This window comes from Ruegeria sp. BG9, from assembly GCF_056538305.1.
Window position 1 is genome coordinate 123,753 of record NZ_JBQFSY010000010.1, and the last position, 21,981, is coordinate 145,733.

Sequence of the window (21,981 nt, forward strand, 5' to 3'; positions counted from 1 at the left end):
GAGAACTATGGAAACCACCATCCTCTTTGCCCCGCTCGTGGGCGCTCTGATCTGCGGGTTCGGCTGGCGGTTCATCGGTGAGAAAGCCGCCATGTGGACCGCAACGGGCCTGCTGTTTCTGGCCTGTCTGCTGTCGTGGATCGTGTTCCTGGCCTTCGACGGTCAGACCCAACAGATCGAAATCCTGCGCTGGATCGAGAGCGGCTCGCTCTCGACAAGCTGGGCCATTCGTCTGGACCGCCTGACCGCTATCATGCTGATCGTGGTAACGACGGTTTCTGCGCTCGTGCACCTCTATTCCTTCGGCTACATGGATCACGACCCGCAATGGCGCGAGGGCGAAAGCTATAAGCCGCGCTTCTTTGCCTATCTCTCCTTCTTCACCTTTGCGATGCTGATGCTGGTGACAGCCGACAATCTGGTACAGATGTTCTTCGGATGGGAGGGCGTGGGCGTCGCCTCGTATCTGCTGATTGGCTTTTATTACCGCAAATCCAGTGCCAATGCGGCGGCTATGAAGGCGTTTATCGTCAACCGGGTTGGCGATTTCGGCTTTGCGCTGGGGATTTTCGCGATCTTCCTGCTGACTGACAGCATCAACTTCTCGGATATCTTTGCCTCGGCCTCTGACCTGTCGGAAATGCAACTCAGCTTCCTCTGGGGTGAGTGGAACGCGGTTGAGGTGATCTGTGTCCTTCTGTTCATCGGCGCGATGGGTAAATCGGCACAGTTGATCCTGCACACCTGGCTGCCCGATGCGATGGAAGGCCCGACGCCTGTATCGGCCCTGATCCACGCCGCGACGATGGTAACGGCGGGTGTCTTCCTTGTCTGCCGCATGTCGCCGCTGATGGAGTTCGCACCGGGTGCGACCGGGTTTATCACCTTCCTTGGGGCCTCGACTGCGTTTTTTGCAGCGACCGTGGGGTTGGTTCAGACCGATATCAAGCGCGTCATCGCCTATTCAACCTGTTCACAGCTGGGCTACATGTTCGTGGCCGCAGGCGTTGGCATGTATTCGGCGGCGATGTTCCACCTGCTGACGCACGCTTTCTTCAAGGCGCTTCTGTTCCTTGGGGCCGGTTCGGTGATCCATGCGATGCATCACGAGCAGGAAATGACCGAGTACGGCGGGCTGCGGAATAAGATCCCCTATACGTTCTGGGCAATGATGATCGGAACGCTGGCCATCACGGGTGTTGGTATCCCGCTGACCACCTTCGGCTTTGCCGGGTTCCTGTCCAAGGATGCGATCATTGAAAGCGCCTTTGCGGGCGGCACGGGCTATGCCTTCTGGATGCTGGTGATCGCGGCTGTTTTCACCTCGTTCTACAGCTGGCGTTTGATTTTCCTGACCTTCTACGGCACACCGCGCGGTGACAAGCATACGCATGATCACGCCCATGAAAGCCCGAAAGTGATGCTGATCCCTCTGGGTGTTCTGTCTCTGGGCGCGGTCTTTGCGGGGATGATCTGGTACAGCAACTTCTTCGGTCACACCGACAAGGTGGGCAAGTTCTATGGCATTCCGGTGGCCGAGGCCTCAGCGCATGGTGAAGGTCATGACGAAGCGACCCATGCCGAGCATGTCTCCGATGGCACCGCCGAAGAGCATCACGGAGACGATCATGCCGATGCCCACTCGGATGAGGCGCACGGGGATGATCATGCAGATGAGGCGCATGGCAAGAAAGACGGCCACGGAGATCATCACTACGTCTTCGCGGGCGAACCGGGTGAGGGCGCTTTGTATATCGCACCGGACAATACCGTGTTGGATGACGCCCATGCCGTCCCGAAATGGGTCAAGGTCTCGCCTTTCGTGGCGATGCTGTTGGGGTTTGTCGTGGCCTACTGGTTTTACATCGTAAACACGTCGCTGCCCGCGCGTCTGGCTGCAAACCAGCGTCCGTTGTACCTGTTCCTGCTGAACAAATGGTACTTTGACGAGATTTATGATGCGATCTTTGTAAAACCCACTCTGGCCCTTGGCCGCCTTCTGTGGAAGCGCGGCGATGGCAACACAATTGATGGCTTCCTGAACGGAGTAGCAATGGGCGTTGTTCCCTTCTTCACCCGCCTCGCAGGTAAGGCGCAGACCGGGTACATCTTTACCTACGCCTTCTGGATGGTGCTGGGCATCGCGGCCCTTGTGACCTGGATGTCGATCGGCGGAGGGGCGCAGTAATGGACAATATCCTCTCGATCGTGACCTTCATCCCGGCTATTGCCGCGGGTATTCTGGCGCTGTTCCTGCACGGAAATGATGCGGCGGCGCAGCGGAATGCCAAATGGGTGGCTCTGCTTGCGACCACTGTTACCTTCTTTGTGTCGATTGGCATCTACACGGGCTTTGATCCTTCGAACACCGGCTTCCAGATGGTGGAAGAGGGTGAGTGGCTGATGGGTTTGAAGTACAAGATGGGCGTGGATGGCATCAGCGTTCTGTTCGTATTGCTAACCACCTTCATCATGCCGCTGACCATTCTGGCCAGCTGGAATGTGACCGAACGGGTCAAGGAATACATGATCGCCTTCCTTCTGCTGGAAACGCTGATGCTGGGCGTGTTCATGGCGCTGGATCTGGTGCTGTTCTACCTGTTCTTCGAGGCAGGCCTGATCCCGATGTTCCTGATCATCGGCATTTGGGGCGGCAAGGATCGCATCTACGCCAGCTTCAAGTTCTTCCTCTATACCTTCCTCGGCTCGGTGCTGATGCTGGTGGCGATGGTGGCAATGTATGCGGATGCTGGCACTACGGATATCGAGGCGCTGATGACCCATCAGTTCTCTTCCGAGAGCTTCAGTGTTCTGGGCATTTACGTCGTCGGCGGGATGCAGACGCTGATGTTCCTGGCCTTCTTTGCATCCTTCGCGGTGAAAATGCCGATGTGGCCGGTGCATACTTGGCTTCCGGATGCGCACGTGCAGGCCCCGACGGCGGGCTCGGTCGTGCTGGCGGCGATCCTCTTGAAAATGGGCGGCTATGGTTTCCTGCGGTTCAGCCTGCCGATGTTCCCAGTTGGCTCGGCGGTGATGACCGATCTGGTGCTGTGGATGTCAGCCATCGCCGTTGTCTACACCTCGCTCGTTGCGCTGGTGCAGGAGGATATGAAGAAACTGATCGCATACTCCTCGGTCGCGCATATGGGCTTTGTGACCATGGGGATTTTCGCGGCGAACCAGCAGGGTATTGATGGCGCGATCTTCCAGATGCTCAGCCATGGGTTTATCTCAGCGGCTTTGTTCCTGTGCGTTGGCGTGATCTACGACCGGATGCACACCCGCGATATCGACGCGTACGGAGGTCTGGTCATTCGGATGCCCGCTTACGCGCTGGTCTTCATGCTGTTCACCATGGCCAATGTCGGCCTGCCGGGCACCTCAGGGTTCATCGGTGAATTCCTGACCCTGATGGGCGCTTTCCAGGTCAACACCTGGGTAACCGCAGTGGCAGCGACCGGCGTGATCTTCTCGGCCGGGTATGCGCTGTGGCTTTACCGTCGGGTCGTGTTCGGTGATCTGATCAAGGAAAGCCTCAAGGCGATGACCGATATGAGCTCGCGTGAGCGGCTGATCTTTGCGCCGCTTATAGTGATGACCATCTTGCTGGGCGTCTATCCGTCGCTGGTGACCGATGTGATCGGCAACTCGACCGCTGCACTGATTTCGAACTATGACACGGCTCTGGCCGCGGCTGAAGCTGCGACCCAGACGGCCGCTTCGCATTAAGGGAGCTTTGGAGACATGATCCAAGCTGATCTGACAATAATCCTGCCAGAGATCGTTCTGGCCGTATATGCGATGGCTGCTCTGATCGGGGCCGTTTACACGAAGAAGGACGAGCTGGCTCCGGCATTGGTCTGGTCCACGGCAGGCCTGATGGCGCTTCTGGCGATTTGGATCTCAAGCAATGGCGACGGGACCAATGTGGCCTTCAATGGCATGTTCGTGGATGACGGCTTTGCGCGGTTTTCCAAGGTTGCCATCTTACTTTCCGCCGCTGCCGTTCTGGTTATGAGCCAGGACTACATGGCCCGCCGCAACCTGCTGCGGTTTGAATACCCTGTGCTGGTCGCATTGGCTGCAGTCGGGATGATGATGATGGTCAGTGCGGGCGATCTGATGTCGCTTTACATGGGGTTGGAGCTTCAATCCTTGTCGCTCTATGTCGTGGCGGCGTTGCGGCGGGACAGTGCGAAATCCACCGAAGCAGGTCTGAAGTATTTCGTTCTGGGTGCGCTTAGCTCGGGCCTGCTGCTCTATGGGGCATCGCTGGTTTACGGGTTCACCGGCACCACGCTGTTCTCGGGCATCATCGCCACCATTCAAGCCGGAGACGTCTCGATCGGTCTGCTCTTTGGTCTGATCTTCCTGATCTCGGGTCTGGCCTTCAAGGTTTCGGCCGTGCCCTTCCACATGTGGACCCCGGATGTGTACGAAGGATCTCCAACCCCGATCACAGCCTTCTTTGCGACCGCTCCGAAAGTGGCTGCGATGGCGTTGTTTGCACGGCTTCTGCACGATGCGTTTGGAGGCATCGTTAAGGATTGGCAGCAGGTGATCGTGTTGCTGTCGGTTCTGTCCATGCTGCTCGGCGCGGTTGCCGCCATTGGCCAGCGTGACATCAAACGTCTGATGGCGTTTTCCTCGATTGCCCATATGGGCTATGCGCTGATCGGTCTGGCTGCGGGAACCGAGCTGGGCGTGAAAGCCATGCTGATGTATCTGGCGATCTATGTGACGATGAACATCGGCACCTTCGCCTTCATCCTGATGATGGAGCGGGACGGCAAACCGGTCACCGACATCGACGCCTTGCGGCAGTATTCCAAGCGCGATCCGGGAAAGGCTCTTGCCGTTCTGATTCTGATGTTTAGCTTGGCGGGTGTACCGCCCATGCTTGGGTTCTTTGCCAAGTTCGGCGTTTGGCAGGCGGGTGTCAGTGCGGGTCTGACCGGGTTGGTGATCGTGTCGGCCGTCGCCTCGGTCATCGGTGCGTTCTACTATCTGCGGATCGTCTTCTATATGTATTTCGGTGCTGAGAACGAAGAACCCATCGAAACGCGTTCAAACCCTGTATTGTGGGTGGCCTTGATGGGATCGGCGGCTTTGATGTTGATCGGCGTGTTCTACCAGTTTGGTGTCGAGGGCGCTGCGGCCGCTGCTGCAGCCACGCTTGTCAACTGATGAAAGCCACCAACACAATGCAGCTGCGCAACCGCGCAAGCGGGCCTTGCTGACATGAGTAGCTGGCCCGACGGGTACGGCTTGCACATCTTGCAAGAGGTGGACAGCACGCTGAACGAAGCCGCGCGTCTTGCACCCACGGCGCAAGGCCCCGTGTGGATCATGGCGCATCATCAGACAGCAGCGCGCGGCAGGCGAGGGCGGGCTTGGGCCAATCCCAAGGGCAATTTGGCCTCGACCCTTCTGATGCGCCCTCAAGGTGATCCGGAGAGTGCGGCTCTGCGCAGCTTCGTAGCGGCTTTGGCCTTGTTCGATGCCTGTGTCGCTGTGACCGGCAGAGCGTCAGGTTTGTCGCTAAAATGGCCCAATGATGTTTTGCTGAACGGCGGCAAGCTTGCGGGGATATTGCTGGAAAGCACGGGGCAGGGGCGCGGAGTTTCACATCTGTCGATTGGGATCGGCGTCAATCTGACCGAAGCCCCTGGCGCAGACGCGGTTGAGCCGGGTGCCGTTCGCCCGGTTTCTCTGCTGTCGGAAACCGGTGCGCATGTCACGCCTGAGGATTTTTTGACCGAACTCGCCATCGCCTATGCCGGCTATGAAACCCAATTCGTCACTTACGGCTTTGAACCGATCCGCACGGCATGGTTGGCCCGCGCAGCGCGGCTGGGTGAGGTCATTACCGCCCGTACCGCCACGTCGGAAACGGTTGGTACCTTCGAAACGGTAGACGCGGGGGGCAACCTTGTCCTAAACACCGCCAAAGGCCGTGTGAGCATTCCTGCGGCGGACGTGTTTTTCTGAAGGGGGCTCAGATGCTTCTGGCCATCGACTGCGGCAATACCAATACCGTTTTCTCGATCTGGGACGGCGAGACATTTCTGTGTACCCTGCGCACCTCGACCCATCACTCGCGCACGGCGGATGCCTATTTCACCTGGTATTCCACGCTGGTGAAACACTACGGGATTGAGGCTGACATTACCGATGTTGTCATCGCCTCGACCGTGCCGCGCGTGGTTTTCAACCTGCGCATCTTTGCGGATCGGTTCTTTGGCTGCCGTCCGCTGGTTGTGGGCAAACCGGACTGCCTGCTGCCGGTCGCCCCACGCATTGACGAAGGCACGGTGCCGGGGCCTGATCGCCTCGCCAATGCAGTGGGGGCATTTGACCGACATGGCGGAGACGTTGTGGTTGTCGATTTCGGGACCGCGACAAACTTTGACGTCGTCGCCTCAGATGGGGCCTATGTCGGAGGCATCATCGCGCCGGGCGTAAACCTGAGCCTTGAGGCCCTGCACCAAGGGGCCGCTGCTCTGCCACATATCGACATAACCCGCCCGGACAAGGTGATAGGTACGAATACGGTTGGCTGTATCCAATCGGGCGTGTATTGGGGCTATTCCGGTCTGATTGAGGGGCTGATCGCCCGCATCAAGACCGAATACGGAATGCCGATGAAAGTCGTTGGAACCGGAGGGCTCGCACCCTTGTTCGATCAGGCCGACGTGGGGTTCGACGCAATCGAAGATGATCTGACGATGCACGGGCTGACCGTGATCCATCGCTATAACAAGGAAAATGGCTCGACATGAGCAGCGAAAGACTGATCTACCTGCCGCTGGGCGGGGCCGGTGAAATCGGCATGAATGCCTATGTGTATGGCTACGGCGCGCCGGGCAAGGAACGTCTGATCCTCGTTGATCTGGGTGTGACCTTCCCTGACATGGACACCACGCCGGGTGTGGACCTGATCCATGCCGATATCTCATGGCTACAGGAACGCGCCGACCGGCTAGAAGCGGTTTTTGTTACCCACGCGCACGAGGATCACGTGGGCGCCGTGGCGCATTGTTATGAGGCGCTGGGGGCTCCGATCTATGCGCGCGCCTTCACCGCAAATATCGCCCGTCGGAAGATGGAAGAACACGGCCACCCTGAAGATGCTGTCCGCACTGCTTCGGCTTGGCCCGAGCAGGTCTCGGCCGGTCCTTTCACCGTCGGCTTCCTGCCGGTTTCGCATTCGATCCCCGAAAGCGCAGCGCTGGTGATCGACACGCCCGAAGGGCGTATCGTGCATTCGGGGGACTTCAAGCTGGACACAAACCCGGTGGTGGGCGAACCGTTTGACCCCGATCTCTGGGCTGATGTCGCCAAATCCGGCGTGAAGGCCCTAGTCTGTGACAGCACAAATGTGTTCTCAAACCACCCCGGACGCTCAGAGTCCGAGGTCGGACCTGAGATCACCAAGCTTGTCGAAAGCGCTGAAGGCATGGTCGTGACGACCACATTCGCCTCGAACGTCGCGCGGGTTAAGACCTTGGCCGAGGCTGGCCAGCGGGCCGGGCGTTCGGTCGTGCTTTTGGGCCGGGCCATGCGCCGGATGATCGAGGCTGCAACAGAAACCGGCATCCTGCCGGATTTCCCCAAAGTGATCAGCGCTGAAGAGGCCGTAGAGCTTCCGCGTCAGAACCTGATGCTGATTGTGACCGGCAGTCAGGGCGAACGCCGCGCCGCCAGTGCGCAGTTGGCTCGTGGTAAATACCGCGGCATCGAGTTGAAAGAGGGCGACCTTTTCCTTTTCTCCTCGAAAACCATTCCCGGCAACGAGCGCGGCGTGATTTTCATCATCAACCAGCTCAGCGAAAAGGGTGTGGATGTGGTGGATGACAGCTCGGGCCTTTATCACGTTTCGGGCCATGCCAACCGGCCTGATCTTGAGAAAGTCCATGGGTTGATTGACCCTCAAATTGTGATCCCGATGCATGGCGAACACCGCCACCTGCGCGAACATGCCAAATTGGCCGAGGCTGGTGGACGCACGGGTATTCTGGCCGTCAACGGCACCATGCTGGACCTGACCGGCAATGCGCCGAAGGTTTTCGACTACGTCGAAACCGGGCGGACCTATCTGGATGGCACGGTCAAGGTCGGAGCCTTGGACGGGGTTGTGCGCGACCGTATCCGCATGGCGCTGAACGGCCATGTGACCGTGACCGTCATTCTGGATGAAGAGGACGAGCCTCTGGGTGAGCCATGGTGCGATACGATGGGCCTGCCGGAGATCGGAACCTCTCGCGCGGCGCTGGTTGAGGTGCTCGAGGAAGACCTGAACCAGTTCTTGATGCGGGCCGAGGCCAAGACCCTGCGCGACGATGACAAGCTGGAAGAGGCCATGCGCCGGATCGTGCGTCAGACGGCTAAAGCTGAGATCGGCAAAAAGCCCGAAGTCACGGTTGTGATCAGCCGCATGAAATAAGGTTGGGGTCAGTCAACCTCGGGCATGGGATAGCCCCTGAGCCTTTGGAACAGGCTGGCCTCATCATTGTTTAGAAAGAACGGGACCGAGGATGGCGGTTTCGGGTCGGTGGCCCGGGCTGTGATCTCGGCCAGCACAACCTCGGTGATGAAGGGCAGGTCGAAGTTGCGGACCTCGTCCAGTTTGACCCATTGCAGGTGCGACAGCTCATCCGAGGCGCGGCTGAAATCGTCCAGATCGCCTTGAATTGCCTGTGCATCGACCAGAAAGAACCGCGCATCAAACCGTCTGGGCCGGCCCGGAGGGGTAACCGCGCGGAACACGAATTGCAGCGCCTCGGCCGAGGGTTTGTAGCCCAAAGCTGCAAAGCTGGCCCAATCGGCCGGAGCGTCGCCGTCCCATTCACCGGGCTGGCCAAGGACCATCCCGGTTTCCTCCCACAACTCTCGAATCGCTGCGACCGCAAGCGCCTGCTGCAGGTCAGCCTCGGCCTGCTCGGCCAAGCGATCATAGCAGAGTTGAGGCAGCGGGGTCGCCAGTGGGATACTCGCATCCTCGGGGTCGACCGCGCCGCCGGGAAACACGAATTTGTTCGGCATAAACGCCGCCTTAGCCCCGCGTTGCCCCATCAGGATCGAAGGCGCGGTGTAACGGTCCCGCAATACGATGACGGTGGCGGCGTTGCGGATGGCGGTCTTGTCGACGGTCACGCGGCTTTCTCGAACCCATGCATGCGCCGGGCCCATTGATAAGCCACGACAGCCCCTTTCAGGCGGGGCAGCAGGAACAGCGAAAGCGCAATGCAGCCGATGGAAAACCCGATGGCCATGGTCCACGGGTCCGGTCGCCAATGTACGTATGAAACGTGAAGCGCAGGGGCAAGCAGGTGTCCTACCAGCAGAATCGTCAGATAGGCGGGGCCGTCATCCGCGCGGTGGTGAAATAGCTCTTGCCCGCAATTTGAGCAGCTGTCGTTGACCTTCAGATAGCTGTGCAGCAGCTTGCCTTCGCCACATTTCGGGCATTTGCAACGAAAGCCTTTGACCAAAGCAGGCCATGTTTCGCGCTCTTCTTCCACTGCGGGGGTGATCGTCTGATCCATGATAATGTAACTCGCGCATTTATCTTTTGCGGATAATGGGCCTGTTTGGCGCAATAGAAAAGGGGGGTGCGTCGCTTTGCATCGCTTGGGTAGGGCAAGAGTTCGTGACCCGCTGATCCTTCGGAAAACTTTTTTCGACGGAAACCCGCCGGTGCCGCGTTTGAATGGATATGAGCAGCGGCAATCAGGTCGCGCCAATATGGGGAAACCGATATGAAAAACTCGAAATTCATCCCGGCCATCGTTCTGTCGGCAGTGGCGATCACAGGTACATCGGCACTGGCAGCAGGCCCAAAGGATCGTGAGCCTGTCTCGTTTCAAGAGCTGGACGCCAATGCGGATGGTCAGATCACGAAAGAAGAGATGCAGGCCCATCGCGCGCAGCGCTTCACAAAGGCGGATACTGACGGCGATGGACAGTTGAGCCTTGAGGAGATGCAGGCCGCGGCCCAGCAGAAGGCCAACGACAAGGTGGCCAAAATGTTCGAGAAACATGACGCCAATGGCGATGGGGTTCTCAGCACCGATGAGTTGCCCAAACCGCGCCGGGCTGACAAGATGTTTGATCGGATCGACGCGGATAGCAGCGGCGGTATCTCGGAACAGGAATTTGCCGATGCAAAAGACAAGATGGGCAAGCATCACAAAAAGCGCCAGAAATCGGACGCTGACGATAGCTGATAAAGGATGGAGGATCTGACCTCCCACCCTCAAGACGTTCGCGGTGCGGGGTGTGCCGCGGACGACCTTGGTGACGACGCGTTGCTGAGGATGTTTGCTGATGGCGACGCCGGGGCGGCGCGGATCCTGACGGACCGACTGGGCCCGCGTTGCTACTCGGTTTCTCTGCGCATGCTGGGCAATCGGGCCGAGGCCGAGGATGTGACGCAGGACGCCATGATGCGGCTGTGGCAGATGGCCCCCAAATGGGTGCCGGGCACGGCCAAAGTGTCAACCTGGCTCTATCGGGTGACGCTGAACTTGTGTCTGGACCGCAAGCGCAAAAAGACGCCCGAGCAGCTACCTGAGGAGTTTGAGCCGCCGGACAACGCGTCCAGCGTGGTTGAGAAAATGCAGGATACGGCGCGCCATGATGCTTTGCAGGTCGCGCTTATGCAATTGCCGGACCGACAGCGACAGGCCGTCGTGTTGAGGCATATTGAGGAACTGTCCAACCCCGAGATCGCCGGGGTCATGGGTCTATCGGTCGAAGCGGTCGAGAGCTTGACCGCGCGAGGAAAGCGGGCTTTGTCGGCCATATTGGCCGGACGGCGGGAAGAACTGGGGTATGACGATGGCTGATGACGACATGGAACTGGAAAACCTGTTTGCTCAGGCGCGCAAGGACCGACCCGGCCTGCCGGATGATCTTGCCGTGCGTATCCAGACAGACGCTGAGACCACTCGGCTAGGGCGATTTGCGAAAAACGCGCGCCCTGAGCGGCCTCCGTGGTCACGCCTTCTGGACAATATCGGTGGATGGCAGGGTTTTAGCGGTCTGGCTGCTGCCAGTGTCACCGGGATTTTCATCGGTTTTTTTGCGCCTGCGGTTCTACCGGAAACGGTCGGCCTGTTCGGCGCAACGGATGGCAGCGTTCTGGCGGCCGACCTTGGATTTGACACCAGTTTTCTGGAGAGTACGGAATGAACACTGATCCAAAACCGAAACGCCGTTGGATGCCGATCGTTCTGACTCTGTCTCTAGCGATCAACCTGTTGATTGTAGGGGTCGCGGTCGGCAGCATATTGCGACTGAAGAATAGCGATCATGCCAAGGCACCACCGGGTTTTGGACCCGCATTGTACCGGGCCTTGCCGAAAGAGGATCGCAAAGCCCTGAGGGGAGAGCTATCCGGCCTGCACGGCAAAGGGGCCAAGGGGCGATCTCAGGACTTTATGGCCGTGACTGAGGCATTACGGGCTGTTCCTTTTGATCCCGAAACTGTCACGCTCTTGCTGCAGCAGCAGGCGCAGGCGACTGCGGACTTGCAGGCCGCGCTGCAAGAAAAGTTGTTGGTTCTGGTCACACAGATGAGCGACACGGAACGTCAGACCTATGCGACCCGTCTGGAAGACGTCGTCGAACGCGGCCCGCGCGGTCACAAGAAAAAGCACTGAGGCGATCAGGCCGCGCTTTGCCTGATCTGCACTTGGTTGCGCCCGGCCTGTTTGGCTGCGTAGAGCGCTTTGTCTGCGGAATTGATCAACTGCTCGACAGGTTCGGCCGTGTCTTTTGACAGATAGGCCGGCGCAGACATTTTCAGGCCAACACTTATGGTTACGGAAATCGGTATACGCTGATCGGGCAGGCGGAAAGGTACTGCACAGATCGCCTCGCACAGGGTGCTGGCCATCGTCAGCGCCTTGGCGCGCGAGATGTTCGGAGCGGCGATCATGAATTCCTCTCCGCCGATGCGCGCGACGAATCCGACCTTGCCAACGACCTGTTGCATCCGTGCCGCTGCCTGGGTCAGCACGCAATCACCACTCGCGTGACCGTATTTGTCGTTGATCGCCTTGAAATGATCCAGATCGGCCAGCATCAGGGCAAAACCCCGCCCCGTCTGCGCCGATTGCTGCGCGATCTGCTGGATGGCACGCATGGCATAGCGGCGGTTCTGCAACCCGGTCAGAGGGTCGATCCACGATTCTGCGATCCCTTTCTTTAGCGAATCTCGCATCTGGTCCATCCGGCTTTTGCGGGCGATCTGGTTGTCTAGTCGCAACACGATCTCATCTGCGCAGAACCCGCCGAGACAGACGGCATCTGCCCCTCGGTCCAGCGCCTCGGACGCGCGGGTGGCATCGTTGTCACTCAGCACGCCGATCAGGACTGTATGACGTGTGGCCCCGCGCGATCTGAGGTCGGCCAGGATGTTCAGCGCGGATCGGTCTGCATCCAGCTCGACCACAAATGCATCCGGGACCGGGCCTGAGAGCAAGGCTTGAAGATCCGATTGGTGGTGTGAGGTCAGGGCGTAGCGGGGCTGCCCGGAAAGCGCCTGTTGCCAAAGCGCGCCGTTGCGCGGTGTTTGCGCCAGTACCGCAACGCGGGCCCGTTTGGGGGCTGCAATGAGCGGGGTTTCCGGCTCGGCCAGGCCAAGAGACTGGGGGTCCTCGCGGAATTGCAGGTCCTGCGTGTCAGCTCGTGCGCGCAATAGGCTACGGATACGGGCGAGCAGCAGTGTATCCTTGAACGGGTGGGTCAGAACATCATCCAGGCCTTCCGCCAAAGCCCGCAATCGAGCTTGCTTGTCATTCTGGGCGGTCAGGGCCACGACGGGGACGTCGCCCAAGGCCGGATTCTTCGCAATCAGGCTTTTGACATCCGCCGCTGTGCCGTCGGGCAGCGTTTGCGCGGTCAGCACCAGATCAGGCCGCACACGCCGCAAGAGAGCGGCGAGGCCTGCCAATTTCTCACCTTGTACCACATGGTACCACGCCGCTGTCAGCTGAACCTTCAGCATGATGCGGTTTGTAGATACCCCATCTAAAACAAGGATGGTTCCCTGTACGGACATTGTCGCTCACCATTGATTGCATGCGTGAACAAAGTGTTTATGAGTCTGGTTAACAAACCCTTTCCAAGACAGGGGGCTGAGGCCAGTTTATGTCGATTTCCGAAGATTCCGCCCAAACTCTTGCCCTGAATGCCCTCGGATGGCTGGTCGGGAATGAGGAGCTCTTGCCCGTTTTCCTGGGCTCGACCGGTGCTGCGGCAAATGATCTGCGCGACAGGGCAGGTGAGCCCGAGTTTCTGGCCTCGGTTCTGGATTTCCTGATGCTTGACGATTCGTGGATCATGGCATTTTGTGACGCGGCGACGGTGCCGTATGACCAACCCGCTCAGGCGCAAGCGGTGTTGTCGGGTGGTTCCGACGTTCACTGGACCTGACTCAGCAGGAGCTTTTCATGCCAATTGATGCGATCGTGTTCGACAAGGACGGTACCCTGTTTGACTTCGCCAACACCTGGGGCACGTTCGGACGGACCATGTTGTTGCGCGTGGCCGAGAATAACACGGCCCGCGCAGCGGAACTGGGTCAGGTCATCGGCTTCGACCTTGAGACCGAGACCTATTCTCCTGATAGCGTCGTGATTGCGGGAACCGTTGAGGAAATCGCCAAAGCCTTGTTGCCGCATGTCGATGGCATGCCGCGTGACGTCTTGATCGAGTTGATGAATGCCGAGGCCGCAGCCGCACCCCAAGCTCAGGCGGTGCCGTTGGGGCCGTTCCTGGATGCGTTGAAACAGGCTGGCCTCAAGCTGGGGGTCGCCACAAATGACAGCGAGCACCCGGCGCTTCAGCATCTGGAGTCGGTGGGCGTCAAAGACCATTTCGACTTCATCGCTGGTTATGACAGTGGTCATGGGTTCAAGCCCGGCCCAGGCCAATTGCTGGCCTTCGCCGCGCATATCGGCGTGCAGCCGGATCGCATCGCCATGGTTGGCGACAGCCTGCATGACTTGCAGGCCGGGCGGGCGGCAGGGATGACTACGATCGGAGTCCTCACCGGTCTCGCCAAAGCCGACGTACTGGCGCCGATGGCGGATGTTGTCTTGCCCGACATAGGTCATATCCCGGCTTGGTTGGCGGATAACTAAATCTGCAGAATCCGTTTCCGGCGGTTCAAAGCTTGTAAACGACAAAATCTGTCGCAGATGGAACGGCCTGTTCCCGCTTTCCCGGGCTTGCTTGAGAGCAGGCAACTGGCAGGGAGTCGAATATGGCCGGAACCAAATCGCGCAGACGTCGTAGCGGAGGGCGCGCTGGCGCTGCCGAGCGCAGGGGAAGTGCGGCTATTGATCAGATGCCGTGGAACCCACCGGTCAATATAGATGCACCGACCGAGCCTCTGGATCAGGGCGGGATCGAGGCAATCCACGACGGCGCCATGCGAATTCTCGAAGAGATCGGGGTCGAGTTCTATAACGAAGAAGCGATCGGCATCCTGCGTGAGGCGGGCTGTACGATAGACGGTGACAACGTACGGATGGGCCGTGATTTCGTGATGGAGATGGTGGCAAAAGCCCCCAGCCGCTTCACGATCACGCCGCGCAATCCCGACCGGACGATCGAGATTGGTGGGCGAAACATCCTGTTTGGCAACGTCTCCTCCCCTCCGAATTACTGGGATATGGAAATCGGAACCAAGGTGCCCGGCAACCGCGAGATGTGCCGCAACCTGTTGAAGCTGACTCAGTACTTCAACTGCATCCATTTTGCCGGTGGCTACCCGGTTGAGCCAGTCGATATTCACGCCAGCATCCGCCATCTGGATGTGCTCTATGACAAGCTGACCCTGACGGATAAGGCGATGCACGCCTATTCACTGGGTAAAGAGCGGGTCGAGGATGTGATGGAGATGGTCCGCATCGCGGGCGGGTTGAGCCATGAAGAGTTCGAGGCCACGCCGCGGATGTATACCAACATCAACTCGACCTCGCCGCTGAAGCACGACCACCCGATGATTGACGGCTGCCTGCGTCTGGCGCGGCGCGGGCAAGCTATCGTTGTCACGCCATTTACCTTGGCCGGAGCGATGGCCCCTGTCACCATCGCGGGCGCGGTGGCGCAGTCTCTGGCAGAGGCGCTCTGTGCTATCGCTCTGTTCCAATATGTGCGTCCGGGGATCCCCTGCGTGATTGGAACCTTTACCTCGAACGTGGATATGAAATCCGGGGCCCCGGCTTTTGGGACGCCAGAGTATATGCGGGCCACTCAGATGACGGGCCAGATGGCGCGCTTCTATGGTCTGCCGATGCGATCGTCAGGCGTCTGTGCGGCGAATGTGCCGGATGGGCAATCGGTGTGGGAGACGTCAAACTCGCTCTGGGCGTCGGTGCAGTCGGGGACCAACATGGTCTATCACGCGGCGGGATGGCTTGAGGGCGGGTTGATCGCAAGTCCTGAAAAGTTCATCATGGATTGCGAAATCCTTCAGCAAATTCAGAGGTATATGAATCCTGATCTCACCGCGACCGGCCCGGATGAGATCGCCCTGGACGCGATCCGTGCGGTCGGGAATGACGGGCATTTCTTTGGCATTCAGCACACTCAGGACCGCTACACGACCGCTTTCTATCAACCGTTTCTGAGCGACTGGAAGAATTACGAAGGCTGGGAGATCGCAGGAGGTATTTGGACCGCGGAACGCGCGCATCACATGTTCAAAGAGATCATCGGAAGCTTTGAGGCCCCGGCTCTGGACGAGGGTATTCGCGAGGAGTTGGCCGAGTTCGTCACCCGCCGTAAAGCCGAAGGCGGGGCACCGACGGATTTTTGATATCGCTATGATACTAAGAGGTCTTTCCGCTGATCAGCAGCGGTTCTTGGCTATTTGTTAAGGATTGTCAGGCCACAGTACGGGTGCAACCAATCTGAGGCATCTGATGCATGGTCTGATTAGTCGGGCGATACAGTCGTTTGTATGCGCAACCTACGGGCGGCCGTGTTGGCAGCGCGTAACAGATTCGGCCGGATTAGGGTTTTCCGAGTTTGAGGCCATGTTGACCTACGATGACGCGATCACGGCCCCTCTGCTGGATGCGCTCAGCACGGTGCTCGCCCGACCGCGACTCGAGATTCTGGAAGACGTAGGAACCTATCTGGTTTCGCATCCCAATACCGAAGGACTGCGCCGCCTTTTGCGGTTTGGCGGTGTGACCTATGTAGAATTCCTCCATTCCCTTGATGATCTGGCGGATCGGGTGCGGCTGGCTGTGTCCGACCTGTCTCTTCCGGCCCTCGAATTGCAAGAGCTTTCGCAGACCGAATTTCAGCTCATCTGTGGGCCCGGGCTGCCCGGCTATGCTAGCGCAATGGTTGGTGTTTTGCGTGCGATGGCAGATGATTACGGTGCTTTGGTGATGCTTTCGCATGAAGGTCAGCAGGGCGAGGCTGAGGTGATCTCGATCCTGCTTGTCGAAAGCGCATTTGCGGAGGGGCGGCAATTCGATCTGGGGGCGCGGGGCGCATGACGCGGATGGATGATTTGGCAGAACTGCTGAAAACCCTGTGCCCAATGTTTCTGCTGGTCGACCAGGACGGTCACATCCTGCGTGTCGGTCCGACATTGCAGAAGTTGCGCCCGGATTGCGTCATGGAGGGGCAGTGTGTTCTGGATATTTTTGAGATGGTTCGCCCTCGCACGGTGACAACTTTACCGGCGCTTATGGCTATGGCCGGGGCGAACCTGAATCTGCGATTTCATGATGAGCCGCGCACGGCCCTCAAGGGGCTGGTTGCACCGCTTCCAGGCGGGGAGGGGGCGGTTGTCAACCTGTCCTTCGGTATCTCGATCCTCGACGCGGTACGCGACTACGCCCTGACAAGCGCTGATTTTTCCGGCACTGATCTGGCGATCGAACTTCTCTATCTGGTTGAGGCGAAATCGGCCGCGATGGATGCGTCGCGGTCGCTGAATCTCAGGCTACAGGGCGCAATGCTCGCAGCAGAGGAGCAGGCCTATACCGATACCCTGACCGGGGTAAAAAACCGGCGCGCGATGGACAGCCTTCTAGGACAGATGATCGCGTCAAACACGCCGTTTGCGGTGATGCATATTGATCTGGACTACTTCAAATCCGTGAATGACCGTCTCGGACATGCTGCCGGGGATTTCGTTTTGCAGCAGGCCGCCCGGATCATGATCGAAGAAACCCGAGACGACGACACAGTGGCACGAATAGGTGGGGATGAGTTCGTTATCATCTTCCAAGGCCTGTCCAACACCGACCGGCTTTCTGCGATTGCAGACCGGTTGATCGAAAGGCTGAACCAACCGATGAGTTTTCAGGACAAGGATTGCCGTATCTCCGCAAGTGTCGGCACGGCCTTGTCTACGCATTTTGACAATCCGAGGTCCGAAGATGTTTTGCAGGCCTCGGACCTCGCGCTGTATCAAGCCAAGCGAGAGGGGAGATCGTGCCACCGGCTCTATTCCACGCTCCTCAAGGCGCAGTCCTGAGATCAGGCCGTGGAAAACGCCGCTTGCAGAGTGTCCGCGATTTGGCGCTGTATCGGGGGCAATTCGCCGATCACTGGCAGGACAGTGCCGCGGAAATGCGCCTTTTCCAGCTCTTCTGGGACATCTTCCAGCACGTGTCCTCCGCGACAGGCGAAGAAGGGCAGACAAAGCGACTGCTCAGACGCCCCGTTGGCAGCATCGGAAATTGACGGAGGTTCCTCGACAAATCCGACGCGGATCGAGCGGAATGTCATTCTCTGCAACAGTTGCTCGGCAAAATCTTTTGCAACGGCCGAAGGGTTTCTACTACGGCCTGAGCCGTGCGCGGCGATGATAAGGTCGGAAGCAGCCGCGCTCCATTTTTTTTCTTTCAAGGCCGATTTCAGCGCGTCGCTGACAAGATCGGGAAGCATGGGATCGGTGCCTAACGGATCAAGAATACGCAAGTTGCGATCCCCGATGCGTTTGGGTAAGGCGCTGGTCACAAACCAGCCCTTGGCCATGAACAAAGGGTAAATCACAGTGTCGTCGGGCAGGCTGTCCATCACCTCTTCTAGCACGCCGGGATTTGCCAGCGTGGCAGAATGGACCGACACATCGGCCGCGTGCGCGTTCACCTCAGCGGCGAACTTGGCCAGAGAGGCCTCAGCTGGCTCCGGGTCTGAGGGCTGACCATGGGCAACGATGATGGCGTGCGGCATTCCGGGCTCCTGTTCCTGAGCGGTAAGTGTGTCGCCGGTTCTCTGTGTCAAGGCGGGTGTTAGCCCAAAAGTGTCAGCCAAAGCCAGACGGTCAGGATCGAGGTGGCGGTTCCGATCAGCACTGACGAGGCCGCGACCCGCTTGGCGCGCCCGTACATGTTGGCGAAAATATAGGCGTTGAAACCGGGCGCCATCGCTGCGTTCAACACTCCGGAGCGGAACAGGTCTTGCGGCAGTCCAGTGGATGTTCCGAACAGCCACACAAGACTCGGATGCAACATCAGAGAAATTCCGCAGACATAGGCAATCGTGCGCAGATCCCCTTCGGGTTTGTATTTCACGAGCACGCCGCCCAGTGCGAACAACGCGCCGGGCAGGGCGGCACGAGTCACGAGTTCCAGCGCTTCATCCACCACTTGTGGAATGACCAGTCCGGACAGATTAACGACAAAACCCAGCGCGATGCCAAGGATCAGGGCGTTCTTGAACATCGCAGACAGAACTGAGCGCACCATCTTTGTGCCGCCATGGCCGCGATTGCGCACGATCTCCATCACCGTGATCCCAACGCCGTAGCAGAAGGGCGAGTGGAAGGCGATGATCGCGTAGTTGCCTGTCAGGCTTTCGGGGCCATAGGCGCGTTCGGTAATGGGCAGGCCCAGAAGGACAGAGTTCGAGAACAGGCAGCAAAAGCCGATGGCGACGCAGTCCTCCCAATCACGACCAAAGATCAGCCGTGCCCCGAACAACCCTGCTGTAAAGCATAGCGCGGCTGCGGAATAGAAACTGACCAGAAGCCGAGGGTCGAAACTGGCGCTGAGATCTAGATGAGCGATGGCCAGAAACAAAAGGCAGGGAATCGCAAAGCCCTGCGTGAAGCGCATCAACCCGTCGACATGCACCTCTTTGAAATAGCCCGAACGGGTCGCCGCATAGCCAGCGCCAATCACCAGAAAGACCGGTAGGATAACGTCAATCAGGCTTTGAAGCATATCGCCCCCGGTTCTGGCGATATGTGCGTCACAAAAGGCAGGGCCTTACAGCGCTTGCTCGATCACCATCCCGTCATAGGCAGGGGTGATGTGATCGGCGGTTTCGGCCTCGACCGTCGCATAGTCCAGGTCGATATGCATATTGGTCAGGACGGCGCGTTTGGGCTGCAGTTTCTCAATCCACCCCAGGGTTTTTTCCAGATGCGCATGGGTAGGATGCGGCGCGCGGCGCAGGGCGTCGATGACCAGACAATCCAGCCCTTCCATCTCGGTCCATGCATCGTCATAGATTTCGGCGACGTCTGGCAGATAGGCGAGATTGCCCATCCGAAACCCCAGCGAGTCGATTGAACCATGGTTCACGCGGAACGGGCGCAGGGGGATCGGACCTCCGGGACCGTCGATCTCGAAAGGGCCGTCAATAGATTTCAGCTCCAGAATCGGTGGGTACGGAGAGCCCTCGGGCTGGATGAACGCATATCCGAACCGTCCGAGCAGGGCATTCTGGGTGTCGCCATCCGCCCAGACCGGCACACGGGTCTTCATGTTGAAGACGATCATTCTCAGATCATCAAGGCCGTGCACATGATCGGCGTGAGAATGAGTATACACCACCCCGTCGAGCCGCCCGGTTCCGGTATCCAGAAGCTGGCTGCGCATATCCGGCGAGGTGTCGATTAGGACCGAGGTCGTGCCTTCTGGCCCGTCTCTTTCGACCAGCATCGAGCAGCGACGGCGGATATTTCTTGGATTATCGGGATCGCAATCGCCCCAATGGCCACCAAGGCGCGGCACGCCGCCCGAGGACCCGCAGCCTAGAATGGTGCAGCGCAGCTGTGTCATGCGGCAGCCTTATACTGTGCCGCTTTTGAGAACAGGCGGTCAAAGTTTACCTGTGTCTGTGCGGCGAAATCTGCGTAGTCCATGCCGAATACCTCGGCCCCTTTGCGGGCAGTGTGAGCGGAATAGGCTGGCTCATTGCGTTTGCCGCGGTATGGGGGCGGGGCAAGATAAGGGGCGTCGGTTTCGACCAGAATGCGGTCTACCGGGGCGATAGCGAAGATATCGCGTAGCTCCTGACTTTTTCGGAAAGTGGCAATTCCGGACATAGACAGGTAGAACCCAAGGTCAAGGGCAGCTTTTGCCAACTCGGCCGAGGATGAAAAACAGTGCATCACGCAGGAATAGGGCGCGTTGCGGTATTCCTCGGCCAGAATGCGCGCCATATCGTCATCGGCTGCGCGGGCGTGGATGATCAGAGGCAGGCCGGTGCGTTGGGCCGCCTCAATATGAATGCGTAGGGATTGCTTTTGCACCTCGGCGCTGTCGGCGGTGTAGTGATAGTCCAACCCGGTCTCGCCGATGCCCACGAATTTGGGGTGCTGCGCCAATGCGACCAGTTCATCGACCGTGGCCATCGGCTCGTCCGCCGCGCTCATCGGGTGGGTGCCGGCGGCATAGAAGATCGGTGCATGAGCCTCGGCGATTGCGCGCACGCTGGGTTCATTGCGCAGGCGGGTGCAGATAGTGACCATGCGGGTCACACCGGCCTCGGCTGCATTGGTGATGATTTGGTCCAGTTGCCCTTCGAAATCGGGGAAATCCAGATGGCAATGGCTATCGGTGATCTGGGGGATGTTGCTCATCTGCTCTGACCGGAGGTTTCTTGTATCTTGAACATCGTATCTAGGACCAACGCTGCAGGGTCAAGGTTCACCGCCTGACCATGACGTGCGCGGGCGGTGATCGTTGCCGCCACCTCGGCCCAATTGCGGGCCTGATGAGGTGAGGCCGAAAGCCGGGTCAGAGTTTCCGCCTCGTTGGGGGCGGCTTCCGGTAAGGGGGCTGCGCCTGTCGCGCCGGTCATTGCCAGACGAGATAGTGCCACGTCGATCAGGGTCAGCAACAGCTCGAAACGTTCGGCTGCGCCGCGCTGGGCGGCGGCTTCGGCCAGCCTAAGGGCGCGCTGACGGTCCATTCGGGGCAGGGTGCCCAGAATAGCGATCAACTCGGCATAGATCTCAAGCCCGCCCAGATTGATGAGACGGACCGCGTCGCCAACCGACCCAGCGGCCAGAGCGGCAAGGTGATCGGTTTGGCTGGGAACCTCCGCCCCGGTCTGCACCAAAGCGGTCTGCATATCCTCAGGGCCCAGCGGTGAGAGACGCAAGGTGCGGCAACGGGACCGGATGGTCGGCAACAGGCGCGAGGGTTGGTGCGAGATCAGCAGCAACGTGGTGCGCGCCGGTGGCTCCTCCAGCATTTTTAGAAGGGCATTCGCAGCACTGACATTCATCTCATCGGCCGCGTCTACAATGACCACGCGTCGCCCGCCATCTGCCGAGGACAGGCCGAAGAACTTGCCCAGCTTGCGGATATCATCCACCACGATCTCGTTCCGGAGACGCCCCTGATCGTTCAACGAACGGGTGATCGCCGCCAGCCCCGGTTCCGCGCCAGCAGATATGCGATGCGACACCGGGTGGTCCGGGTCGATCTCTAGAGTCTGCGGGGGCGGAGGCGCGTCAAACAGCCCTCCGTCATCCGCCGGAGGGGTGGCGAGCAGAAATCGCGCGATCCGCCATGCCAGCGTGGCCTTACCGACCCCGCGCGGGCCGGTCAGAAGCCAACCATGGTGCAGCCGGTCCGAGTTGTAGGCGCTCAGAAACGCTTGCTCGGCCGTGTCCTGCCCGAACAGCTGCGCGGTCTCACGCGGATGCGGCGCTCCGGGCGTTTGATCTGGGGTTGGGATGTCGTCGCTCATCGT

Annotated in this window: 23 protein-coding genes; 15 read left to right on the plus strand and 8 right to left on the minus strand. The window is 59.2% G+C overall.

The genetic code is table 11. The features are described from left to right. The first annotated feature begins 7 nt into the window (after window positions 1–7). Genes nuoL through ACR0I8_RS17715 form a run of 6 tightly spaced genes read left to right on the plus strand, consistent with a single transcriptional unit; the run spans window position 8 to window position 8,449 of the window. Window positions 8–2,188, plus strand: a complete 2,181-nt coding sequence (gene nuoL, locus ACR0I8_RS17690) for an NADH-quinone oxidoreductase subunit L (protein WP_170691956.1) — start codon at window positions 8–10, stop codon at window positions 2,186–2,188. Beyond that, entirely contained in the window at window positions 2,188–3,732 is a 1,545-nt protein-coding gene (locus tag ACR0I8_RS17695; RefSeq protein ID WP_170691959.1) for an NADH-quinone oxidoreductase subunit M, read from the plus strand. Before nuoL ends, ACR0I8_RS17695 begins: the two co-directional genes overlap by 1 nt. Window positions 3,733–3,747: 15 nt before the next feature. Continuing rightward, window positions 3,748–5,190: an NADH-quinone oxidoreductase subunit NuoN gene (gene nuoN, locus ACR0I8_RS17700; protein ID WP_170691961.1), complete on the plus strand. Its 1,443-nt coding sequence runs from the start codon at window positions 3,748–3,750 to the stop codon at window positions 5,188–5,190. Between the two features lie 54 nt (window positions 5,191–5,244). Then, window positions 5,245–5,994, plus strand: coding sequence for a biotin--[acetyl-CoA-carboxylase] ligase (locus ACR0I8_RS17705; RefSeq protein WP_170691963.1), 750 nt, complete (start codon window positions 5,245–5,247; stop codon window positions 5,992–5,994). A gap of 11 nt (window positions 5,995–6,005) precedes the next feature. Continuing rightward, the gene (locus ACR0I8_RS17710; protein WP_170691965.1) at window positions 6,006–6,785 is read left to right on the plus strand and encodes a type III pantothenate kinase; all 780 of its coding nucleotides are present in this window, start codon (window positions 6,006–6,008) and stop codon (window positions 6,783–6,785) included. Continuing rightward, complete coding sequence (locus tag ACR0I8_RS17715; protein ID WP_170691966.1) at window positions 6,782–8,449, plus strand: ribonuclease J; 1,668 nt, start codon at window positions 6,782–6,784, stop codon at window positions 8,447–8,449. Before ACR0I8_RS17710 ends, ACR0I8_RS17715 begins: the two co-directional genes overlap by 4 nt. 8 nt (window positions 8,450–8,457) lie before the next feature. On the opposite strand, the gene ACR0I8_RS17720 is transcribed toward ACR0I8_RS17715, so the two are convergent. Both ACR0I8_RS17720 and ACR0I8_RS17725 read right to left on the minus strand, forming a co-directional pair. After that, a complete protein-coding gene (locus tag ACR0I8_RS17720) occupies window positions 8,458–9,159 on the minus strand; it encodes an NUDIX hydrolase (RefSeq protein WP_170691968.1) in 702 nt (233 codons plus the stop codon). After that, a complete protein-coding gene (locus ACR0I8_RS17725; RefSeq protein WP_170483647.1) occupies window positions 9,156–9,551 on the minus strand; it encodes a DUF983 domain-containing protein in 396 nt (131 codons plus the stop codon). The genes ACR0I8_RS17720 and ACR0I8_RS17725 overlap by 4 nt, the downstream gene beginning before the upstream one ends. A gap of 213 nt (window positions 9,552–9,764) precedes the next feature. On the opposite strand from ACR0I8_RS17725, the gene ACR0I8_RS17730 reads away from it, so the two are divergent. Genes ACR0I8_RS17730 through ACR0I8_RS17745 form a run of 4 tightly spaced genes read left to right on the plus strand, consistent with a single transcriptional unit; the run spans window position 9,765 to window position 11,669 of the window. After that, window positions 9,765–10,232 carry an EF-hand domain-containing protein gene (locus ACR0I8_RS17730; protein ID WP_170691970.1) on the plus strand — a complete coding sequence of 156 codons (468 nt, stop codon included), beginning with the start codon at window positions 9,765–9,767 and terminating at the stop codon, window positions 10,230–10,232. 6 nt (window positions 10,233–10,238) lie between these two features. Further along, window positions 10,239–10,853, plus strand: a complete 615-nt coding sequence (locus ACR0I8_RS17735; RefSeq protein ID WP_170691972.1) for an RNA polymerase sigma factor — start codon at window positions 10,239–10,241, stop codon at window positions 10,851–10,853. Next, window positions 10,846–11,199, plus strand: coding sequence for a hypothetical protein (locus ACR0I8_RS17740; RefSeq protein WP_170375171.1), 354 nt, complete (start codon window positions 10,846–10,848; stop codon window positions 11,197–11,199). Before ACR0I8_RS17735 ends, ACR0I8_RS17740 begins: the two co-directional genes overlap by 8 nt. Further along, window positions 11,196–11,669: a periplasmic heavy metal sensor gene (locus tag ACR0I8_RS17745; RefSeq protein ID WP_170691974.1), complete on the plus strand. Its 474-nt coding sequence runs from the start codon at window positions 11,196–11,198 to the stop codon at window positions 11,667–11,669. Before ACR0I8_RS17740 ends, ACR0I8_RS17745 begins: the two co-directional genes overlap by 4 nt. A gap of 5 nt (window positions 11,670–11,674) precedes the next feature. On the opposite strand, the gene ACR0I8_RS17750 is transcribed toward ACR0I8_RS17745, so the two are convergent. Then, on the minus strand, window positions 11,675–13,072 hold the full coding sequence (locus ACR0I8_RS17750) for a diguanylate cyclase (RefSeq protein ID WP_170691976.1): 1,398 nt from the start codon (window positions 13,070–13,072) through the stop codon (window positions 11,675–11,677). An 89-nt stretch (window positions 13,073–13,161) separates the two neighbouring features. Here ACR0I8_RS17750 and ACR0I8_RS17755 point away from each other — a divergent pair, with 89 nt between their 5' ends. From ACR0I8_RS17755 to ACR0I8_RS17775, 5 genes are all read left to right on the plus strand, one after another. Continuing rightward, window positions 13,162–13,446, plus strand: coding sequence for a DUF3572 domain-containing protein (locus tag ACR0I8_RS17755; RefSeq protein ID WP_170691978.1), 285 nt, complete (start codon window positions 13,162–13,164; stop codon window positions 13,444–13,446). A gap of 17 nt (window positions 13,447–13,463) precedes the next feature. After that, window positions 13,464–14,156 (plus strand): HAD family hydrolase, encoded by a 693-nt coding sequence (locus tag ACR0I8_RS17760; protein ID WP_170691979.1) that lies wholly within the window; start codon window positions 13,464–13,466, stop codon window positions 14,154–14,156. A 122-nt stretch (window positions 14,157–14,278) separates the two neighbouring features. Continuing rightward, the gene (locus ACR0I8_RS17765; protein WP_170691982.1) at window positions 14,279–15,838 is read left to right on the plus strand and encodes a trimethylamine methyltransferase family protein; all 1,560 of its coding nucleotides are present in this window, start codon (window positions 14,279–14,281) and stop codon (window positions 15,836–15,838) included. Window positions 15,839–15,944: 106 nt separating this feature from the next. Beyond that, window positions 15,945–16,532 carry a heme NO-binding domain-containing protein gene (locus ACR0I8_RS17770; protein WP_170691984.1) on the plus strand — a complete coding sequence of 196 codons (588 nt, stop codon included), beginning with the start codon at window positions 15,945–15,947 and terminating at the stop codon, window positions 16,530–16,532. Beyond that, a complete protein-coding gene (locus tag ACR0I8_RS17775) occupies window positions 16,529–17,521 on the plus strand; it encodes a GGDEF domain-containing protein (protein ID WP_170375183.1) in 993 nt (330 codons plus the stop codon). The genes ACR0I8_RS17770 and ACR0I8_RS17775 overlap by 4 nt, the downstream gene beginning before the upstream one ends. A gap of 2 nt (window positions 17,522–17,523) precedes the next feature. On the opposite strand, the gene ACR0I8_RS17780 is transcribed toward ACR0I8_RS17775, so the two are convergent. From ACR0I8_RS17780 to ACR0I8_RS17800, 5 genes are read right to left on the minus strand one after another with little or no spacing between them, the layout of a single operon-like run. Beyond that, window positions 17,524–18,222, minus strand: coding sequence for a CbiX/SirB N-terminal domain-containing protein (locus ACR0I8_RS17780; protein ID WP_170375185.1), 699 nt, complete (start codon window positions 18,220–18,222; stop codon window positions 17,524–17,526). 59 nt (window positions 18,223–18,281) lie between these two features. Further along, a complete protein-coding gene (locus tag ACR0I8_RS17785; protein ID WP_170375187.1) occupies window positions 18,282–19,214 on the minus strand; it encodes an AEC family transporter in 933 nt (310 codons plus the stop codon). Between the two features lie 45 nt (window positions 19,215–19,259). Continuing rightward, window positions 19,260–20,057, minus strand: coding sequence for an MBL fold metallo-hydrolase (locus tag ACR0I8_RS17790; protein WP_170691986.1), 798 nt, complete (start codon window positions 20,055–20,057; stop codon window positions 19,260–19,262). Beyond that, window positions 20,054–20,860: a TatD family hydrolase gene (locus ACR0I8_RS17795; RefSeq protein ID WP_170691988.1), complete on the minus strand. Its 807-nt coding sequence runs from the start codon at window positions 20,858–20,860 to the stop codon at window positions 20,054–20,056. The genes ACR0I8_RS17790 and ACR0I8_RS17795 overlap by 4 nt, the downstream gene beginning before the upstream one ends. Continuing rightward, window positions 20,857–21,978: a DNA polymerase III subunit delta' gene (locus ACR0I8_RS17800; RefSeq protein ID WP_170691990.1), complete on the minus strand. Its 1,122-nt coding sequence runs from the start codon at window positions 21,976–21,978 to the stop codon at window positions 20,857–20,859. Before ACR0I8_RS17800 ends, ACR0I8_RS17795 begins: the two co-directional genes overlap by 4 nt. Between the last annotated feature and the right edge of the window lie 3 nt (window positions 21,979–21,981).

Excerpts from the sequence above, each read along its gene's own strand:
- nuoL (WP_170691956.1), top strand. The coding sequence starts at position 8 with ATGGAAACCACCATCCTCTTTGCCCCGCTCGTGGGCGCTCTGATCTGC.
- ACR0I8_RS17695 (WP_170691959.1), top strand. The coding sequence starts at position 2,188 with ATGGACAATATCCTCTCGATCGTGACCTTCATCCCGGCTATTGCCGCG.
- nuoN (WP_170691961.1), top strand. The coding sequence starts at position 3,748 with ATGATCCAAGCTGATCTGACAATAATCCTGCCAGAGATCGTTCTGGCC.
- ACR0I8_RS17705 (WP_170691963.1), top strand. The coding sequence starts at position 5,245 with ATGAGTAGCTGGCCCGACGGGTACGGCTTGCACATCTTGCAAGAGGTG.
- ACR0I8_RS17710 (WP_170691965.1), top strand. The coding sequence starts at position 6,006 with ATGCTTCTGGCCATCGACTGCGGCAATACCAATACCGTTTTCTCGATC.
- ACR0I8_RS17715 (WP_170691966.1), top strand. The coding sequence starts at position 6,782 with ATGAGCAGCGAAAGACTGATCTACCTGCCGCTGGGCGGGGCCGGTGAA.
- ACR0I8_RS17725 (WP_170483647.1), bottom strand. The coding sequence starts at position 9,551 with ATGGATCAGACGATCACCCCCGCAGTGGAAGAAGAGCGCGAAACATGG.
- ACR0I8_RS17730 (WP_170691970.1), top strand. The coding sequence starts at position 9,765 with ATGAAAAACTCGAAATTCATCCCGGCCATCGTTCTGTCGGCAGTGGCG.
- ACR0I8_RS17735 (WP_170691972.1), top strand. The coding sequence starts at position 10,239 with ATGGAGGATCTGACCTCCCACCCTCAAGACGTTCGCGGTGCGGGGTGT.
- ACR0I8_RS17740 (WP_170375171.1), top strand. The coding sequence starts at position 10,846 with ATGGCTGATGACGACATGGAACTGGAAAACCTGTTTGCTCAGGCGCGC.
- ACR0I8_RS17745 (WP_170691974.1), top strand. The coding sequence starts at position 11,196 with ATGAACACTGATCCAAAACCGAAACGCCGTTGGATGCCGATCGTTCTG.
- ACR0I8_RS17750 (WP_170691976.1), bottom strand. The coding sequence starts at position 13,072 with ATGTCCGTACAGGGAACCATCCTTGTTTTAGATGGGGTATCTACAAAC.
- ACR0I8_RS17755 (WP_170691978.1), top strand. The coding sequence starts at position 13,162 with ATGTCGATTTCCGAAGATTCCGCCCAAACTCTTGCCCTGAATGCCCTC.
- ACR0I8_RS17760 (WP_170691979.1), top strand. The coding sequence starts at position 13,464 with ATGCCAATTGATGCGATCGTGTTCGACAAGGACGGTACCCTGTTTGAC.
- ACR0I8_RS17765 (WP_170691982.1), top strand. The coding sequence starts at position 14,279 with ATGGCCGGAACCAAATCGCGCAGACGTCGTAGCGGAGGGCGCGCTGGC.
- ACR0I8_RS17770 (WP_170691984.1), top strand. The coding sequence starts at position 15,945 with ATGCATGGTCTGATTAGTCGGGCGATACAGTCGTTTGTATGCGCAACC.
- ACR0I8_RS17775 (WP_170375183.1), top strand. The coding sequence starts at position 16,529 with ATGACGCGGATGGATGATTTGGCAGAACTGCTGAAAACCCTGTGCCCA.
- ACR0I8_RS17780 (WP_170375185.1), bottom strand. The coding sequence starts at position 18,222 with ATGCCGCACGCCATCATCGTTGCCCATGGTCAGCCCTCAGACCCGGAG.
- ACR0I8_RS17785 (WP_170375187.1), bottom strand. The coding sequence starts at position 19,214 with ATGCTTCAAAGCCTGATTGACGTTATCCTACCGGTCTTTCTGGTGATT.
- ACR0I8_RS17790 (WP_170691986.1), bottom strand. The coding sequence starts at position 20,057 with ATGACACAGCTGCGCTGCACCATTCTAGGCTGCGGGTCCTCGGGCGGC.
- ACR0I8_RS17795 (WP_170691988.1), bottom strand. The coding sequence starts at position 20,860 with ATGAGCAACATCCCCCAGATCACCGATAGCCATTGCCATCTGGATTTC.
- ACR0I8_RS17800 (WP_170691990.1), bottom strand. The coding sequence starts at position 21,978 with ATGAGCGACGACATCCCAACCCCAGATCAAACGCCCGGAGCGCCGCAT.